Annotated in this window: 5 protein-coding genes; 2 read left to right on the plus strand and 3 right to left on the minus strand. The window is 63.2% G+C overall.

Annotated elements, in window-relative coordinates; all coding sequences use genetic code 11:
* Positions 1–19: 19 nt before the first annotated feature.
* Both U0034_RS08795 and U0034_RS08800 read right to left on the minus strand, forming a co-directional pair.
* Positions 20–10387 (minus strand): hemagglutinin repeat-containing protein, encoded by a 10368-nt coding sequence (locus tag U0034_RS08795; RefSeq protein WP_085228625.1) that lies wholly within the window; start codon positions 10385–10387, stop codon positions 20–22.
* A gap of 322 nt (positions 10388–10709) precedes the next feature.
* Complete coding sequence (locus U0034_RS08800) at positions 10710–14075, minus strand: ATP-binding protein (protein WP_199187044.1); 3366 nt, start codon at positions 14073–14075, stop codon at positions 10710–10712.
* Positions 14076–14433: 358 nt separating this feature from the next.
* On the opposite strand from U0034_RS08800, the gene U0034_RS08805 reads away from it, so the two are divergent.
* Together U0034_RS08805 and U0034_RS08810 are read left to right on the plus strand one after the other, a co-directional pair.
* Positions 14434–15459: an ETX/MTX2 family pore-forming toxin gene (locus U0034_RS08805; protein ID WP_085228623.1), complete on the plus strand. Its 1026-nt coding sequence runs from the start codon at positions 14434–14436 to the stop codon at positions 15457–15459.
* 154 nt (positions 15460–15613) lie between these two features.
* Positions 15614–16465, plus strand: coding sequence for a hypothetical protein (locus U0034_RS08810; protein ID WP_085228622.1), 852 nt, complete (start codon positions 15614–15616; stop codon positions 16463–16465).
* Positions 16466–16556: 91 nt separating this feature from the next.
* On the opposite strand, the gene U0034_RS08815 is transcribed toward U0034_RS08810, so the two are convergent.
* Positions 16557–18407 carry a DEAD/DEAH box helicase gene (locus tag U0034_RS08815; protein ID WP_176072629.1) on the minus strand — a complete coding sequence of 617 codons (1851 nt, stop codon included), beginning with the start codon at positions 18405–18407 and terminating at the stop codon, positions 16557–16559.
* Positions 18408–18494 lie beyond the last annotated feature (87 nt).

Consider the following 18494-nt stretch of genomic DNA (forward strand, 5'->3'; position numbering starts at 1 on the left):
TCTCGGGTTCGATCGGTCATTACTTCCCCCCCAGCTTAACCGTAGTCATGCCCTGGCCGTTGACGCCACTCACCAACTTGACCAATCTGTTTTCATTGATAGCGCTCTTTATCAATTGCGCGGTCTTTATGGATTCCGGGTTGCCCGAGTTTTCAAGACGCCTGACAGCACTGCCGATCCACTCATCCGTCATCTGGGTTGACATGCTATCCGACGGCCCGCTCAGCTTGATCGACCCGTTAGGATTCAACGGTTTCACCTCGTTGATGTAGACGGTGTCGCCCTTGATATAGACGCCGTCAAAACAGTTTCCGGCGCCGCACTTGCCGTCCAGCGGCGTGTAGCCGTTACGGACGAAGTAGTTATTGGCCACGTACTCGCGCGCGTCGCCCTGCAAGGCGGTACTACCCAGATTGTCGATTTGCGACAGTATGCCCTGCTCCGCCGTGCTGAGGCGAGCCGGCATCCCCTCCATCGTGATCTGGCTGGCGCTGATGTTCCCCTTCGCGGAAGCGCTTACCGGCCCGGCCAGACCCACGTCCAACGACGCGATGATCCGCTCGACCGTTCCCATGACCCTGTTCGCGAACGCACCGCCGAGCAGCGCTTGCTCCAATGTGTAGTCCGGCTGTGCCGCACCGTTTCTTGCACCGAGATACTCGAGACGCGACTCGTCACGCGCCTCGACGCCCGGTACCACCGGTGCCGGCGGCTGCGTTCCGAGCACGTAGTTCGCGTACGTATCCGCCCGCTGCGCGGCGGTCGCGCTGAAGTAGGTCTGCTGCGCACCATCGGCCGTAACCGCCACGCCATTCACGGTAATCGCCTTGCCCATGTACGGCGTGAGCATCTGCTCCGCTGTGCGCAGATTCTCGAGGTACGCGGCAACGCCCCCGCGGGCGCCTTCGCTACCCGGGTCGTTCGCCGTCTGCAAAACGGACTGCAGATACGTCATGTTTTCCGCGTTCGCCCGATCGTCCACCAAACCTTTCGCGGTTCGTTCGAGAAGATCCGACCAGAACACGGTAGCCTTGCCGATACAGGCCGCGTCCCCGTTGCAATCCCGGCTGGCCTTGTCCTGCGCCAGTTTCTTGATCAGGCTTTGCTCTTCCGGGTGCAGTTGCCGGTTGTACATGTCCGCCATCGAGGCCGTTGCGGCGCCGGCCCCACCCCCGACCGCCGCCCCGGCAGCCGTCGCGATGACGTTCGCGATCCCGTTTCCGATTGCGTGTTCCAAGGTTCCCGGCGCGCCGAAATCGTTGGCAAGGTCGTTCAGTTTGGGCGCGAGCGCGGCCGACACGCCCGCCCCCGCCGCGCCACCGACGGCGCCCAGCGCGCCGCCGGCTCCGAGGCCGCCCAACACCGCGCCGCCCACCATATGCAGCCCGACGCGATTGGCCCCGCCTTCGCTCCAGGCGTCCGCTTCAGCCTTGTATTGGGCGGCCGCGCCGGTATCGCCCCGCAGCGCAGCCGCCTTCGCCGCGTCCAGCGCCTGCGCCTTCCGGTAGTCCGCATAGGTACCGATCGCCTGCGCGACCTGGCTGCCCGCGGCGTTCGCCGCGTTCATCAGGTCCGACTGCCGAGAAAGCATATCGTTGATATCGGGCAGCTTCGATACCGTCCCGTTCAGGTTCGAAGTATCGCGATTCAGGCCTGCCACATCCTGCTTCTGATTCGCCGCATTCGTCACCGTGATCGAACCCGCGCTCACTCCACTCCTGGTCAGCGCGCTTTCATCGCCGTTCGCGAACTGCGGCATCATCGGCACGATGCCCATGCCAGCACCGCCGATAGTCACACCTGCACTATTGGCACTGTAGTGCGAGTGATTTTCGATATCCGAGAAACTGAGCGAGCCCGTCGTCAGCGAATTCTTGGATGCATCAGCGTCGCTCGCGACATAGGCGCCCTTGAGATCGGTATTGCCCTTCACGTCGATGGCGTACCCGCCGTCACCCGCCTTGATGCCCGCCTGCTCGTTCACTGCGGCATAATTGCCGTCGGCATTGCCGCGCTGCGCGCTGAAGCTCGCGCTGGCGCCGCCGTACTGGCTGATCGAGAAGCCCCCGCCCGAGCTCGATTGATGTGCCGCGCTCACGGTCGTGTCCTGAACGCTGGCAACGTTCAGATCTCCACCAACGTCAACCTTTACCTGCCGCCCCGCAACGTCCGAGCCGATGATGTTCGTATCGCCGCCGGAGCGGATCGTCAGGCTGTTCGCACCGGTGACATGAGAGTTGTTCTGCATGACCGCATCGGAGTTCGAATCGCCATGCGCGTTCGACATCGACGCCGAGATTCCAAATCCGCCACCGAGCGAATACGACACCCCAACGCTTGCGCTACTGGAGCTGTTCGAGCTGCGCGTGGAGTCCGTATTCGTCGTATTAACGACGTTCACCTGATTCTTCGCGTCGAGCAGAACGTTGTTCGCGCTCACATCCGAGCCCGCAATCGTCACGTTCCCGCTGCCCTGCGTGCCGTCGCCCGTCGCAATGAAAACGGCCGTGCCGCCCGCCTTCACCGTACTGCCCGTCTGCGTCGTCTGGTCTTCTTTTGACGTGCTCTTCGATTCGCTCGTGCCGAAGCTCAGTTGGACGCCAATGTCGGGCTTTTGCGAGGGATTCATCATCGCCTTTGCCCCGGCATTGCCAACAGCGCCGGCCGCGGCGATCGAATGCAGCGCCGAAGCACGACCGTCCTCGCTGTTCGACGCGGCGCGCGATTCGGATGCCGCCGTCATGATCGCGTTGCCGATGCTGCCCGACAGCCCGAGGGTGAAGCCGCTCGTTTTGGTCTCGTGTGTTTCGTCGTGATGATTCGTATTCGTCGCCGAGTCGATCGTCACATTGACGGCCTTGCCGGTGATGTCCCCCGCCGCGATCACTTCGCTGCCGGTAATGTGCAGGTCTTTGCCCGCCAAGAGCGATACGCTGCCGTTCGTGCTGCCGACGACGCTGCCGTTGTGCGTGACCGAATTGTCGTGCGTGGTGTCTTTGGTATCGGTATTGCCATAGGAGATCCCGGCCCCGCCGCCCGCGCCGAGCCCCGACTTGGTTTCCTCGTGGAAATGGCTGCTCCGGCTCGTATCCTGCGTCGTCGTGATGTCGAGATCGCGCCCGGCAGAGAGCGACAAATCATGCGTCGACGCCACCGTGGAGCCCGCAACCGTCAAGTCCTTCCCCGCGCTCGCGGTCACCGTGTCGCCCGAGACGGTCGATCCGGCGGAGACGACCCGATGCGAACTCTTTTCGTCCGTCATCGTGCTGCTCGACATGAAACCCGAGCGGCTGTCGTGTGTCCAGCTCTGCGAGTCGTGCGTTTCGGTGACTGCGCCCACCGTCACATCGCCCGTGGCGACGAGTTTGGCCCCGCCGCCGCTCATGGTGCCGTCGGCAGCCGTCGAGCCCGTGGTCACGTTCGAGCCGAGCACGGAGATGTTCCCGCCGCCGGCAGGCGCGGAAACGGCGCTCACGCCTTGCTGCGCAAGCAGCCCGGCCACCGTTTCCGTCTGGCCCGCGCCGAGCAGCACGTTGCCCGCTGCATTCACAGTGCTGCCGCGTGCCGTTTCGTCGTAGGAAGACGCCGTGTGCTGCGTGAGGCTGCCGCCCAGCGAGCGCTCGTCGTGGGTCTGCGTATCCTTCGCCGCCGTCACCGTCAGATTGTTGCCCGCAACCATCGAAGCATCGCCGCCCGCTTGCACGGTCGAGCCGGAAAGCGTCATGTCCCGGCCCGAAATCGCCGCGAGCGAGCCGCCCGTCGCGATCGTGCTGCCGAGGTTCCTCGTTACGCTGTCGCGGCCGCCGTTCAGCCTGTCGTCGGTATGCGCGTCCTGCGTCGCCGTGAGCGTCGTCGTGCGGACGTCGATGTCGCGTCCCGCCGCGACCAATGCATCGTTGCCGGCGGCAATCGACGCACCGACCACGCTCAGGTCGCGTCCCGCAACGATCGTCACGTCGCGCGAAGCAGAGATCGTACCCGTCGCCAGCGTGCCCTGCGATGTCGCGGTGGAGACGAGATTGCCGTCTCGCAGCGTCTGCGTGACGCCGAACGTTTCGGTCTCGTTCACGATGTCGCGCCCGGCCTGCACCACCGTATCGACACCGCCGATCCGGCCGCTGACGTTGCGCACGTCCTGCACGGCCGCGACGACCGTCGTTCCGCCGCTGCCGATCACCCCGCGGTTGACGATATTGTTGCCGAGCACCGTCGTTGCCACGTCGCTGACGATATGGCCGCTGTTGCTCACATCGCCCGTTGCGTTGAGCGTGACCGAATTGCCCGAAACGAGCGCGCCGCTATGCTGCAAGTCGACGGTATCGGCCTGGGCCAAATACAGCTTTGGCACCAGCACCGATTGATGCGTGCCGTCGGGCAATGCGACGTCCTGCGAGACGAGCCAAACCATGTCGGTCGTCAGTTGCTTCATCTGCGCGTCATTGAGCCCAATGCCAGGTGTCAGGCCGAACTGTTTCGCGTAGGTGACGCCGCTGTTCATCAGCGCGGTGTATTCGGCAAGATTGTCCGCGTACCCGGCGAGCAGCGTGCGCCCCGTGAGTTGCGTGACTTGATCGCGAATCAACTTCTCTTCGTAGAACCCGTCGCCGAGCCGCTTTTGCGTGGTCTGCGGATTGAGGTTGAGCGCACTCAGCATGTAGTCGCTCGAGATGAAGTTGTTATAGCTCGTGAAGCGCGGGTCTGTCGCAACGAGATAGGCCGCACCGGGGGCCGGCTGGAGTTTGTAAAGGCCATTGACAGGCAACGTCAGATCGGGAATGCCGCTCGAGGCGCTGCCGAGCGTCTGCGGCCGCGCCCCGCCGCCGGTCGCGCCGTTCGCCGAGCCGGCGCGCGCCGTTTGCCCCATGACGCCGGTGGTCGCGCGCACCTCGCTCGTCTCGCCGGTAACACCGCCGAGCTGCGTACCCGTCGCGTCGCCGCCTGTCACGCCCGATCCCGTCACCGTCTGGCCCACCCGGTTCACGCTTCCTACCGTGATGCTCGCCGCGTTCGTCTGCACGGCCTGATTCGACGTTGCGATCGCCGGCAGCGCGGCAACGGTCGTGGATGCCACCGGCGCGTTCGGATAGACGACCGTCTTGGTGTCGTTGTCGCCACCGGTCTTCTGATGCCAGTAGAACGTCGAGGTATCCTGCTCGGTCACCGTCTGCTGCAAGACCGTGCCGGTGTCGACCACACTGCCGCCCGTTGCCCGCCGCACGAGGTTGCCGCCGGCCGACATGATGGACGACTGATTCATGATCGAGCCGCCATCCGCATTGATGCGAATGGCACCCTGCGCCTGCATCTTTGCGGCGTTCGACGCACTGACTAGACGGTCCGTCGTGGTCGTCGTCGTGGTCGTGCGATTCGTTTCGACGTAGTCGTGCGAATCCGAGCCGAGATCGATACGCACGCGCACCTGATCCGGGCGAATCTGCGTTTTCGGATTCCAGTCGGGCCAGAACGTGATCGTGTAGGTATCGCCGTTGTCCTGGAGGCCTTGATACCACTGCGTCGGGTTGGTGGCGATTTGCCTCGTTTGCTCGACCATGCGGGTATGGCAATGGTCGTTGCAGACCTCCTCCGTCACCGTGCTGTCGAAGAAATGCTCGGTCAACGGCTGCGTCAGAGAGAACGTCTGCGTGCTCGCATCGAGGTTCGCCACCTGCGACTTCGGTACAGTGACGGACACTGGCGTACGTAGTTTTCCGGCCATCCCGCCCGAGATGGGATCGTTCTCGCCCCCCCAACTCCATTGGCTAAATGTCCTGCTGCTGCGAGACTGCGTTTGCACACCGATCGGGATGCCCGCTGTCCATAGTGACAGCGTCGATGTTTCCGATTGCGGCGTACCCGCTTCCGCCACGAGCGTGGTCCGCTTGTTGACGATGGTATGAGCGGCGATATCGAGGTTGCCGTCCGCCTCGATATCTGCCGAGCTGTTCGTGAGCGTGGCCGTCTGGTGAGCAAGCATTCCGGCGCCGTCGCGCGTGCCGTCCTGTGCGATCTCGAGGTTGCCGGCGCTGTAGATCAGCGCACCATCCATGTTCGAAACAGAGTTCGACGCGTACAGCTTGACGTTCTGCGCACCGGCGATAAGCGCTGCCGCCCCGCTGTTCTGGATATCGGCCGCGTTCACGCGTACGTTGTTGCCGATCACGGTACCCGTGTTGGCGAGCGTCGCGCTGTTCGTCGTAACGGAATCGCCCTCGATGCGGCCGGCATTTGCGAGCGTGCCGGAGGCGTTGATCGTCGTCGACGCCGATTTCATGTCAGCGCCCGCCGCGTTCACGACTTGGGCGCCGGAGGCCGCCAGCGAACCCGAGGCCGCGAGCGTGCCCGTATTGGTCAACGTTCCCGTTGCGGACACCGACATATCGCCATCCGCGTGCAGGCGATTGGATGCGTCGTTGATGTAATTGCCCGCGACGTTCAGCGTAAGGTTGCGCCCCGAGGTCATGGTGCCCGCACCGCTGACGGCACCGCTCGCGACGATGTCGCGGTTCGCGCGAATCGCGCCCCCCGCATTCGAGAGCGAGCCGACTCGGGCCGATACGTCCGCGCCGCCTTCCAATGTGCCGCCATCGTTCGTCAGGCGGACGCCGGCCCGATTCAGATTCAGTGCCGTCCCGCCATAGACGGTACCGCCAGCATTGTTGACGCTGGCCGTGACGTCCAGGTTCGCGGCGCCGCCCGCGACGAGTTTCGCACCCGCGGTGTTCGTCAGCGTTTGCGCCGCAACGGTTACGTCGCCGTTGCCGCCCATCGTGCCGGCGGTATTCGTGACGCCCGTGGCCGCGGTAATCGTCATCGCGCCGTCGCCCGCATCGGTCAGCGTGCCGCCTGTGTTGTCGATGTCCGCTGAGGCGACGAGCATCGTGCCATGCTGCCCGTTTGCCGAGATCGTGCCGTGCGCATTCGAGAGCGTTGCGCCCGCGCTGAGCGTCAGATTACCTGCCGTCTGCATCGAACCCGATGTGCTGTCCAGCGCACCTTGCGTCGTCACGGCCAGCCCGTCTCGCCCGTAGACGGTGCCGCTCCGATTCGCGAAGCCCGAGGTTACGTCGAAGTTCGCCATGCCCTGCGCGGAGAGCGACCCCGACGTATTGTCGAGACGGCCCGCTTGTGCATTCAGGCTACCGTTCGTCGCGATCTGCCCACCCGCGTTGGCGAGCATGTCGAGCGCCGCGAGCGTCAGCGCACCGGTGCCCGCGTGCTGCAACGAGCCGCCGTTGCCGTTAGCGATCGACTGCGCCACGACCGCAAGATTGCCGGCGTTGGTAGCGATGGTCCCGCCGGTGTTGTCGAGCTTGCCGCCCGCGGACACGGTCTGATCCGTTGCGCCGTACTGGCGCAGCGTTCCGCCGCGATTGACGAGGTCGCCTGTCGTCGAGACGGCCAGCCGGTCGCCTTCGATCGTGCCCGAAGTATTGTCGGCGGAAGCAGCGGTCACCGTTGCGGTAGCCCCCGAGAGCGTACCGCTCGCGTTGTCGAGCGCCCCCGCCACCGTCACGCCGACGTTGCCCGCGGCGGCGAGGCTGCCCGCGTGATTATCGAACGAACTGGCGTGCACCGTCGCGTCGCGCTTCGCGCTGATCTGCCCTTGGTTCGAAATCGCGCCGCCGGTCACGTTTGCGGAGCCGTTCGTGACGATCTTGCCGCCCGCATTGGAGATCGCGGCAGCCGTGCTCACGTCGAGCGTGCCGGTACCGGCTTGCTGGATGGCGCCGCTATCGTTGATGAGCGACTGCGCCGATACGCTCAGATCGGACGCATTGCCGACGATCGTCCCGGCCGTATTGTCGAGCACACCGCCCGCCGAAACGCGCTGATTCGCCGTGCCATACTGACGCAGCGTGCCGCCCCGGTTGACGAGGTCGCCCGTGGTAGACAAGACGAGTTGATCGCCCTCGATCGTACCGCCGCCGCTGTTGTCGCCGGACGCCGCGGCCACCGTCGTCTTCGCCCCGGAAAGCAGCCCGTTCCGATTGTTCAGCACGCCGCTCAGCGTCGCGCTCAGACCGCCTGCCGCGACCACCTTGCCCGATTGATTGTCGAGCGACTGCGCATGTACGCTTGCATCGCCCTTGGCGCTCATCGTCCCGTGGTTCGAGACGGTGTTGCCCGAAACGTCCAGCGTACCGTCCGTCACGATCCCGCCTGCCGTGTTCGAGATCGTTGCGGCTGCTACGCCGAGCGTGCCCGTGCCGGCGTGATCCAGCGTTCCGCCATCGTTGACGATGGACTGTGCCGACAGAGAAAGGCTCGATGCATTCGAAGCAATCGTGCCACCCGTATTGTCGAGCGCCCCGCCGGACGAGACGTGCTGCTCCGTCTGCCCGTATTGGCGGATCTTTCCGCCTCGGTTGGCGAGATTCGCCGTGGTCGAGAGAGCGAGCTGGTCGCCTTCGATCGTGCCGCCGCTGTTATCGGCGGATGTCGCATTGACGACGGTGCCCGAACCCGAGAGCGTGCCGTTCCGGTTATCGAGCGCATCGGCCACCGCGATGCCGAGGTCGCCCGCGGCGAGTACCGTGCCGGCGTGGTTGTCGAGCGACTGCGCACGTACGGTCGCGTTTCCTTTCGCGGTGATCTGCCCTTGATTGGACACCGCACCGCCGGACAATGTGAGCGCCCCGTTGGTGCCGATCACGCCACCGGCATCACCCGTGGATGTCGTTCCCGGCGCGTTGACGAGCGCCCCTGTGGTGGCAACGGTCAACCCGTCGCCGCTCAGCGCAGTCACGCGCCCGGCCGTATTGTCGAGCGACGCGGCGCGGATGCTTTCGCGCCCGGCTGCCTGAATGACGCCCCGCGCGTTGTTCGTGGCACCGCTCGTCTTCACGTCGAGTGTCGACTTCGAAACGATCTGCCCGCTCGCGTTCGAGAGCACACCAGCCGTAATCGTCTGCGCGCCGGAGGACGAGAGCACTGCGTTGTCGTTGGTCAGCGTTCCTTTCGCATTCGCGGCGAGCGTGCCGCCTGCGACCGTCGTCGCGCCCGCAAGCGTCATGTCTCCATCGCCGGCGCTCAACGCGAGATTACCGTTCGCGGACGTTCTGCTGCCGGCGAGGTTCGTCGACGCGCCCGACAGCGACGCATCGCCCCCGGCTGCGTTATGCCCCGTCGCCGTCAGCGCGCCGGATGTCTCGACCTTCAGATTCCCCGCGTTCGCGACCGAGCCGTCGCCGTCGATGCCCGCGCCGAGCGTGCCGGAAGACGCCACACTGCCCGCGGTCACGCTCGTGTTCCGCTGTGCGGCCAGCGTGCCGCCGTTCGTCACGTCCGCCTTTGTATTGACCGATAGGTCGTGCTGCGCATATGTCGAACCGCTGTTATCGATGCCGCCCTGCGCCGCGAGCGACATGTTTCCGCTCGCGTTCGTGCGGCCCGCGAGCTGCAGCCGCCCGTTTGCGGCAAGCGTCAGATCGCCGGCCTGTGCCGCGATCACGCCGCGATTCGATACGCCCACGCCGAATTCGTTGGACGTCAGGAAGATCCGGTTCGCGTACATGCCGCCGAGCTGCCCGACGTCGATCGCGATGGCTGGTACAGCGCCTTCACCCGCTATCGGGGTGGCCGCGAGCGTATCGTGGTCGACGTGATTCGTGCCGGTAACGACGTTCAGCGCATTGCCATAGACGGCTGCGTTCGCCTGCACCGCCCGGGCGATGAGGTCGACCTGATCGACGTTCGATGCATTCATCCCGGCGCCCTGCACGGCGATACGGCCGCCGCGCACGTCGAAGCCCGACAGCGCGCCGTTCGGACCGTAGACCGGAGACCCCGTAGTCAGGATTGCTCGCGATGTGTTGATAAACCCGGCGCCGTCGACAATCAGGCCGGAAGCGTTGGCGATAACCACCTCGGCACGGCTGCCGGCCACCTCCAGATAGCCCCGCAACTGCGACGGCGAATTGCTGTTGACCTGATTGACGATGATTTTGGCGGGCTGACCAGGCTGCAGGTTCGGGTTGCCGTTGATGTAGCCGGCCTGCTGCGTGGCGACGATGTTGGCCGAATTGTTCAGGATCGCGCCGTTTTTCTGCACATCGAACTGCGAGTACGTGTTGACCGACACGCCCGCGCCGGACGGCTTCGCGATGTTGACCTGGGGCAGACCGTTCGCCGTCTGGATGACGCTTGCGCCCGACCCGGGCGCGGTGACGATCTGGGCATGTGCGAGAGGAACCGCACCGGCCAGTATCGATACGGCAAAGGCCGTATGACGCATGGCGAACAGCGTCATGGTCCGGCGGCCCGCCGGTGAACTGACCGTTCTGGTTTCCCCGTTATTCGTCTTGCCTGTCGACGATACCGTTTCCTCGACAGCCACAAGCATCCCGCGCAGCTTGTTGAAAACAAGCCGATAAGCCCCGTAGTTCATCTCTCTTATCTCTTATTGTTTGGTCATTTTGTAATGCGCCGTAATTTACCGAAATTTGAGATAGCGTGCAGCAAGATTTCGGAAGGTGGTGTGGGGATGCAACAGGGACGTGCTGCGTGATGCGTGCTGGCCGCCGGGGACATAGACGGCACTGACTCGCGCCCCATGCTCGGCGCGATAGAGGCGAACCCGTTGTTGCGCGGCAGATCGACAGACCTTCTGTCCATAACGCGCGGCCGTCGATAATCTACCCGGATGAGTTGGCAATGAAAGCTGACGCGCTTTGGCCGCTTCTCACCGATCTGAGCCGGATTCTGCCGGATCAACCGCCAGCGAACATGCGCATCAGCTTCGGCATGGTGGAACTGAAGCCGAGTTGCGCCGACTCCCGTTCCACCGCCCGCAAAGCCTTCTCGTTCGCCTCGTCGCGCACCTGCAGCCGGTTGCTCGAGCGCAGAATCAAGGTGACATGATGCGAGATCCAGCGGCACGGTTCGGCCTGGGCACATGCCGACAACAGCCGCGCGTATCGATCGGCCCGTTCGTAATCGCCTGTCACGAGCGTCGTCTCGGCCGCGGTCACATAAAAACGCAGCGCATTGTGCGCCAGGCAGCCGCGCATGAGCTGGGCTTCGCCCCGTTGCAATGCGCGTTCGCGCGTCTGTGCGTCGGCCGTGATAGCGGCCAGGGTGCCCCAGATCCAGGGCCCGATGTAGTTTTCGAGTTGCTGCCGTTCCACGAGATCCGCCGCCGCGACGATCAGCGCCTGCGCACGGCCCTCGTCGCCGAGGCCACTGGCCACGCGCGCCTTGCCTTCGAGCAGCAGCGCCTCGAAGCGGCTGGCCCCTATGCCGCGAGCCAGATCGAGTGCGAGATCGAGTTCTTCATCGGCGCGTGCGTGTTCGCCCGCCGCCACGAGTACCCAGGCAGCGGTCAGCCGCGCGAAAATCTCTGCTCGACGGTTGCGGATGGTGCGGCTTCGTTGCACGGAATCGAAGGCGTCCAGCAGCGCCTCGGTGGGCCGCCCCAGGTAAATGAGCGTCGAGCCGCGCGCGCTGCGGTTGGCCGCGTCGATACCGGGCAGATTTCTTTTCTGGGAAAGGCGGACGCACTGGTCGAAAACGTCGTGCGCGGTCTGCATCAAGCCTTGTGCGTAGTACGAATCGGCGATGCCGCTGAGCGCGGATGCTTCTATTTCGGGATCGCTGCTCACGCGCGCGAAACGCAGTGCCGCTTCGTGCTCGTTGCGGCACGCGAGATAGTTCCCGCGCGGAAAATGGAGATTGCCGCGAAGGAGGGACAAGCGCGCCAGTGCGCGATGCGCATGCTGGCTGAGCGCGATCGGGCGCGTGGCTTCGAGCAGCGCCGTCTCTTCCGCAAGACAATCGAGCATATTGAGGACGGCGGCAAGCCCCAGTGCGGCCTCGATCGAGTCAGCCGGCTGCTCGGCCAACGTCATCGCCCGTTCGAAGTGCTTGCGAGCGGATGCGGTTTGCCCCACGCCGACACACGCCTGCGCGCACAGCATCGCCAGGCTGAAGCTGGCGGCGGCGCGTGCAGGGAACGATTCGCACAACTGTGCGAGTTCGAGGACATCGTCGTAGCGATAGGCGCACAGGTTGACGCGCATCAGCTCGAGCAGCCGGTCGAACGCGGCGGGGTCATGACCTCGTACGAGATGTCTGGCGTGTAGCGCCGGATTCGATTCGCGCACGAGCTCCGCAACCGCGCGGTGCAGACGATCGCGCTGCGATAGCGGAATCGCATCATAGATGCAGTGCATGACGAGGTCGTGCACGAATGCGCATTGGTCAGCGTCGATTTCGCGGATGAGGCTCCGATAGTCCGCGTGCAGCGGCAGATGCTCGGGTTGGCCGAGTGCGCGATTGAGCAAACTCAACTCGAAACGGTTGCCGATCACCGCGGCAACCGAAAGTGCCTGACGATGCGCGGGCCCAAGCTTGTCGATGCGCGCCTGCACGAGGTGCTTCAGACTGTTGGGCAACGATTCGTCGGGATTCGACAGCAATTGCGTGAGATAGAGCGGATTGCCTTGCGCGCGCGCAATGCAGCCGGCCCGATGGGCCGGACTCACGTCCGCATATCGCTCGGCCAATGCGGCAGCCTCGCGCACACGCAAGGGGGCGAGTTCAAGCACGCTCAGCGGGTTCGCGATATGCGGGCGCAAGGCTGTTTCAAGCGGATCGTCTTCGCCGCGCGACGTCAGCACCCAGACGATCGGCATTTCATTCGTGTCCGCCAACAGCTTGCGAAGCGCGCGGAAAAGCGGCGGCTCGCCCCAGTGCAGATCTTCGATGCAAACGAGCAATGGTTGTTGCAGCGACAAGCGCATCAACAGCAGCTGCAGGGCGTGCAGCATAGCGCTCGTGCGGGCGTCGTGACTCATGGCCGCATAGGTGGCCATGGCCGCTTCGTCGGGCGGCTCCCCCGCCAGCATCCGCAGAAAGAAATTGGATTGCGCCGGCAACTGCCAGCGATCGATCGCGGGCTGCACCGCGGCGCTCGGCGCGCCCGGCAAGAGCCGACGCGGCAGCCCCAGCAGGCTGTGCACGAGCTGGCTCAGCGGCGCTAATGTGGATTCCATGCCGAAGTCGAGCACTTCGGCACGGTGGCAGGCGAACTGAGCCTCGCGTGCCATATCGGCGAATTCGTCGGTCAGGCGAGATTTGCCGACGCCTGCCGCCCCGCGCAGATAGAGCACGTGGCCGCTTTGGCATTCGAGCGTGGCGTCGACGATGCCCTTGAACTGGAGCAGTTCCACCGTCCGCCCGATCAGTGCGCTTTGCGGACCGTTGCCAGGCACGCGCATGCGCAGATATCTGCGATAGCCCGCTTCCGCGGCGGTGGCCGGCAAGAACTCGAAGCGATCGGTCAATTGAGCAACGAGACCTTGGGCGACGTGGATGGGCACGTGCCCGTAGGGGTGGCCGGAGGACGGGAACAGCCCGTCATCATGCGCATCCGCAGCCTGCGGCGTGCCAGGCGGCCAGCGGCTCAGCCGTACGCGGATGGCACTATCGGGGCGAAGATAGGCCGCGTGTTCCGCCGCAATCGCACTCGCGCATGCCAGGCAGCGCTCGACGTCGCTCCGATAGGCGCGCGGCATGCCGAAGCGAGCGAGCGCGTAAAGGCCGGCACCTGCGGGGGAGCTTTCGAGCACCCCGCCGAATTGCGCGATCAATTGCCTCAGTTCCTGTTGCGCGGCCCCAGACGCCGCCGTATGCGGATGCCATTCGAAGCCCAGCTCCAGCACATAGCGTATGACGTCGTCGTGCGTGTCGAAGTAAGCGTCGGCTGTATTGGCGCGATCCGTACCGGCTTGCCCTGGCGGAGCGCCCGATGCCGCCTGCTCCGCAGGCATCGGATCTGTTTCCGTTACCAGTGTGCTGATTTCGACTTCGAAGACGTCGGCGAGGTGTCTGGCTGTGCGGTAGAGCACGGGCTTGCCGGTTTCCGCACGCTTGATCGACGCGATCGATACACAAAGCTGCTTGTGAAAGCAGCGCTCGGCGAGCGTTTCCTGACTGATGCCGAGTTTCTTGCGCAAACCTTTCAGGAGCCGCGGATCCAGCACGACGCGCCCATCCGCGGCGGCGTCATGGGTGTGTGCCGGCGGAACGCGAGCGCGATCGCGTCCGGCGAAATCCGTCAGATCGGATGCAAGCAAACCCGCCTCCGGCCTTCGGGCGCGGGAGCGCCGATCGATATGGCAAGCCCGGCAGCGCATTCGCGTTGCTTCCCGCCTGCTGATACCGAACTGATACGGCACTGATCCCGCACTGGTCTGTTTGGCATGCCTACCGGCTCCGATACTTCCTCACACAGCATACGGACAGCGCTCCGAATCCGGCGGGAAAAAAAATGCACGGTAACGGACGGAAATTATACGTCCGGCATCAAAACGCCTGACTCGGGCAAAGGCCCTCGACGAATGCTGTTGGACCTTCCGTGAGCAACGCGCTTTCTCGCGTTGGTCGTCGGAGTCTGGATAGAACGTTGATCACACTCATTACGGAGAGAATGTCATGAATCAAGCGGAATCAGTCGTTGTGGGCGGCGGCGAAAAGCGCTCGGTCTTGCCGATGAATCAAAGCCTGCGTATCGGCGAATCGCTCCAGTCGAAAAACGGCCTCTTTTGCGCCGGCGTGCAGCCCGACGGCAATCTGTGCGTCTATCGTACGGATCTGGACAAAGGAGGCGTTTATCTGTGGGGCACCCAGGCCGTCGGCAGCGGCGGCAAGTTCTTCGCCATCGTGCAGTCGGACGGCAATCTGTGCGTCTACCACGGCACCGATGCGTCGACGCGCGGCAACTGGCTGTGGGGCAGCCAGGCGACGGCGGGCGGCGGCAAGTTCTTCCTGATTCTTCAGGACGACGGCAATCTGTGCGTCTACAAGGGGAGCGGACCGGACGAACAGGGCGATCTGGTCTGGCATGCGGGGCGCACGGATGCCGTGAAGGAAGTGACCGAGATCATCAGCCTCAATTACGATCTCGACCGGGCCGAAGTCACGACCGAAGGCATTTCCGATCTTTACAAGGAGACCGTGCAGAACAACACGGGGCAGACGCAAAGCAGCACCCTCACGGGCTCCGTTTCGGCGTCCGAGACGTCGGGATGGTCCGATAGCTTCGGCTTCAAGATCGGTTTGAAGACGTCCTTCAAGACGGGTGTTCCTTGCATCGCCGACGGAAAGGTGGAAATGTCGGTCGAGCTCAGCAACACCTACACGTGGAACGGCTCCAACACCAATACGAAGAGCTGGGGCTTCAGCACGCCGATCCAGGTACCGGCCAATACAGCGCTCTCCGCTATCATCTCGGCCTGCCGTTCGACGATCGTGGTGCCTTACACGCAGATCGCCATTCTCGAGTTCTACTCCGGGGCGAAGACGAAAGTGCGCATCGAGGGCAAGTACAAAGGCTCGCATTGCCACGACCTCACGGTATCGTTCAGGACGGGCTCGCTCAGCGGCGGCGCGGGAATGTTGAAGAGCGCAACGCAGACGAGCACGCGGCCGCTTGGCATCACCTCGCAAGCGTACGCTTGATCTCGCGTTCCCGATAACATCGGCGTGCTGCCCCACGGACTCGCTTGTCGGTGGGGTAGTTTCGCAGGTGGACGGGTGTAGTCACGCAGCGCCAGTGGGCTGCGCATTCGCAACGGTAGTGCGACCGTTATTCACGATTGGAAGAGCCGAACCTATGTACGCCAACGTATTCGATCCGATTCCGTTCATCTTCGAAGGGAGCGCCATGCCGCTGCCCGAGGTACCTGGCACGCGCTATTTGTTCAATGCGGGGGGCGTGCCGCAATTTACGTCTGGCCCGAAGGGGATGGCGATCGACCTCGCTCCCGAGAACCCCGACCTCGCGCTGGGCGCGCATTACCGGGGAATCGGACATGCGCCGAAGATGGTGGCAGGTAATCCACCGTATGAAATCACGCTGTTCGATTTTCATGCGGAAGCGGTGCATTACGAGGCGCTGCCGGCGACCAGTGAAACCGCGCAGGCATTTGGGATGACGTTGCTGAAAAGTGGGCAGTCGATTCGGTTCGAGTACGAGGGGCTCGTGCGTGCGAAATACGAGTACGGGAAATGGGCCGCGCATCAGTCGCCGTATCTGGAGCCGGAACGGCGGCGGGAGTTGCTGAGCTGGAATCCGACCGACCTGGAGTATCACGCCTTCGCTCACGCGTTTTTCTCGCAGGATGCTTCGCTGCCGCTCGTTATATCGGTTGCACGCTGGCGGCCGTATGTCGACGAGATTTCGCTGGCCGATTTGTGGGTGGCCCCGGGGGATGCGCTCGTTCTTCCGCCGAAGTTTTTTCCGATCGAGCCGCCGAGTGAGGCTTCGCTCGAGGAGCGACGCCGGAGCGTTGTCGATCTGCACGGTAATCGGAATTCGGCGCTTGCCTGCTGGTTCGATCGCGCAAGGTCGACGTTGGTCACGGAGACGATTCTTGCTAACCCCGAAGTTATGGCCGCGGAGGCGACTAAGCCGCGGTATCACGAGGAAGTGACGGGGACGCGGCATGTGAGGGTTGGGGGGTGATGGCGGTTTTGGGGCTGAGGCGTCGGACGAACTGGTCCAGTTCTTAGCGATCGCTAACGGAGGCCGCCGAATGGCTTTCGGTACCACTGAACTAATCGACGTGACCTGAGACGGATCGCGCAGCGGATGAAGCTGTGTCAGAAAACAGCCGCTGCATGAACAGGGAGTCTCCGCTTCCTGTTATTAGAAGGTGATTCGTCGAACGCGTCGCGGCGATATAGAAGAGACGCGCCTCCTGCTCGAGGTCATCCTCCGCCTCGGACAAAGCACCCGCACCTGGAATAGCAACGAATGGATATTCCAACCCTTTGCTCGCGTGCATGGTGAGAACCGTCACCATGTCAGCCGTCGGGGAGTACGACTTTTTGTTCTGCTGCTGCCACTGAAAGGGTATTTTTTCCCTTTCCAAGGCGTCGACGCAGACTTGGCCGATTGACTTAGTGCGATACACGATAGCCATATCCTGCCAAGCTACGCCTTGCTGGTGAGCCCGAGTCAACCGTCGAGCGATTTCAGACGCCTCATCCCTAAGCGATGGCAACTTGACCAACTGCGGCCGAGGGCCTTCCCGTCCACAACTAACCGGCCGGATCAGCGGCACCCCGTCATCGTCAGTCGCCTTCGGATCGAGAATGTCTTTCGCAATCAGTGCCGCAACCTCGAGAACCTGCCGGGTGTTGCGGTAGTTGACCTTCAGGATCGTCGTCCGGCCCTGAGCCTGAACCCCGACGCTTTTGAAACTGAATCCGCGGTGGCTCGTGCGGTTAAAGATGGATTGCGCATCGTCGTACAGCACCAGCAAATGATTACTGTCTGGCGAGACCATCTGTACCACGAGCTTGAGCCAAGCCGGTTCGAAGTCGTGTCCTTCATCGATGAGGACCGCGCCATACTGGCCGGCTGGAATGTGGCCGCGATCAACGCAGCCGATGACCCGCTGGACCAATGCCGGGAAGAAGGCCGCCCCCTTTTCGTCGGGGATGGCCTGATGGTAAGTCTTCAGTTGGTCATAGCACCAACCGTGAAAATGGCGGACGATGACCTTACCCTCCAGCCCTTTCGTGTCCATCCAGCTTTTCAGTCGCTTGGACAAAGGCTCGCTGAAGCATAGGATAAGAACCGGCTTCGCCGAGCAACGCGCGAGATATTCGGCCCGATAACCGAGAATCATGGTCTTTCCAGAACCGGCGACTCCATGGATGACGCGGTGGCCATCGCCCAGGCTCCGGGCCAATTGTTCCTGCTGCAGGTCCATCACCGCCATGATGTCCGGTAGTTCGGCTTCATCGCCAAACAGCGTTTGCTGTTGCGGGACTATTCGAACCTCAGGGAATAAGATCCAACGGATTCTGTCAATCTGCGGCAGCGTCAGCTTCTCGCGGAACTCATATCTGAACATATTCCACAGGCACTGCTGAAATTTCTCCGCATCGACCGAGTCGGTCATTTCATCCGAGCAGATGACGCAGCCCGGCTCGATCGCACGATCCAGCCCGCCGCTCATGAACTGCTTGCGAGTGATGTTCGGCAGTACCACACCGTACGCCCAGGGAAAGAGCAGCTTTCCTTGGTATGGATGCCCAGGTGGATGGATCAGTTCGGGATCACGCTGAAGTGCGTCGATAATCGCCAGCGTGTAGCCCCTGGCTTGCTCGAGCGGATTGCTTACGGTCTTCGGGCCATGATCCCCAAGAATGACCCACTTGCTGACGTCAGCCTGCAAGATAGTGGAGGGTTTCCAGTCTTTCACCTCGAGGACGAGCAATCCTCGCTGCGGATGTAAAACCACAAAATCCGGATAGGACGGTAAAGAGGCCACACGTACGTCGTACCAGATCAGATAATCGCTCTCCAGCTTTTGTTCGAGCCGCTCCGCAAATCGCTTCTCTCCACCTTTCATTTTCCCGACACAAAAGGACAGCGAAGGGACGATCGTAGCCATATGCAAAAAATCGGAATGTTTGATGTTCAAATTTATCATGGCTCGATTCAATAGTGATGTTTTTTACGCGGAGGCCCAGGGGGCCTG

The sequence above is a fragment of the Trinickia caryophylli genome, assembly GCF_034424545.1.
Lineage (GTDB): Bacteria > Pseudomonadota > Gammaproteobacteria > Burkholderiales > Burkholderiaceae > Trinickia > Trinickia caryophylli.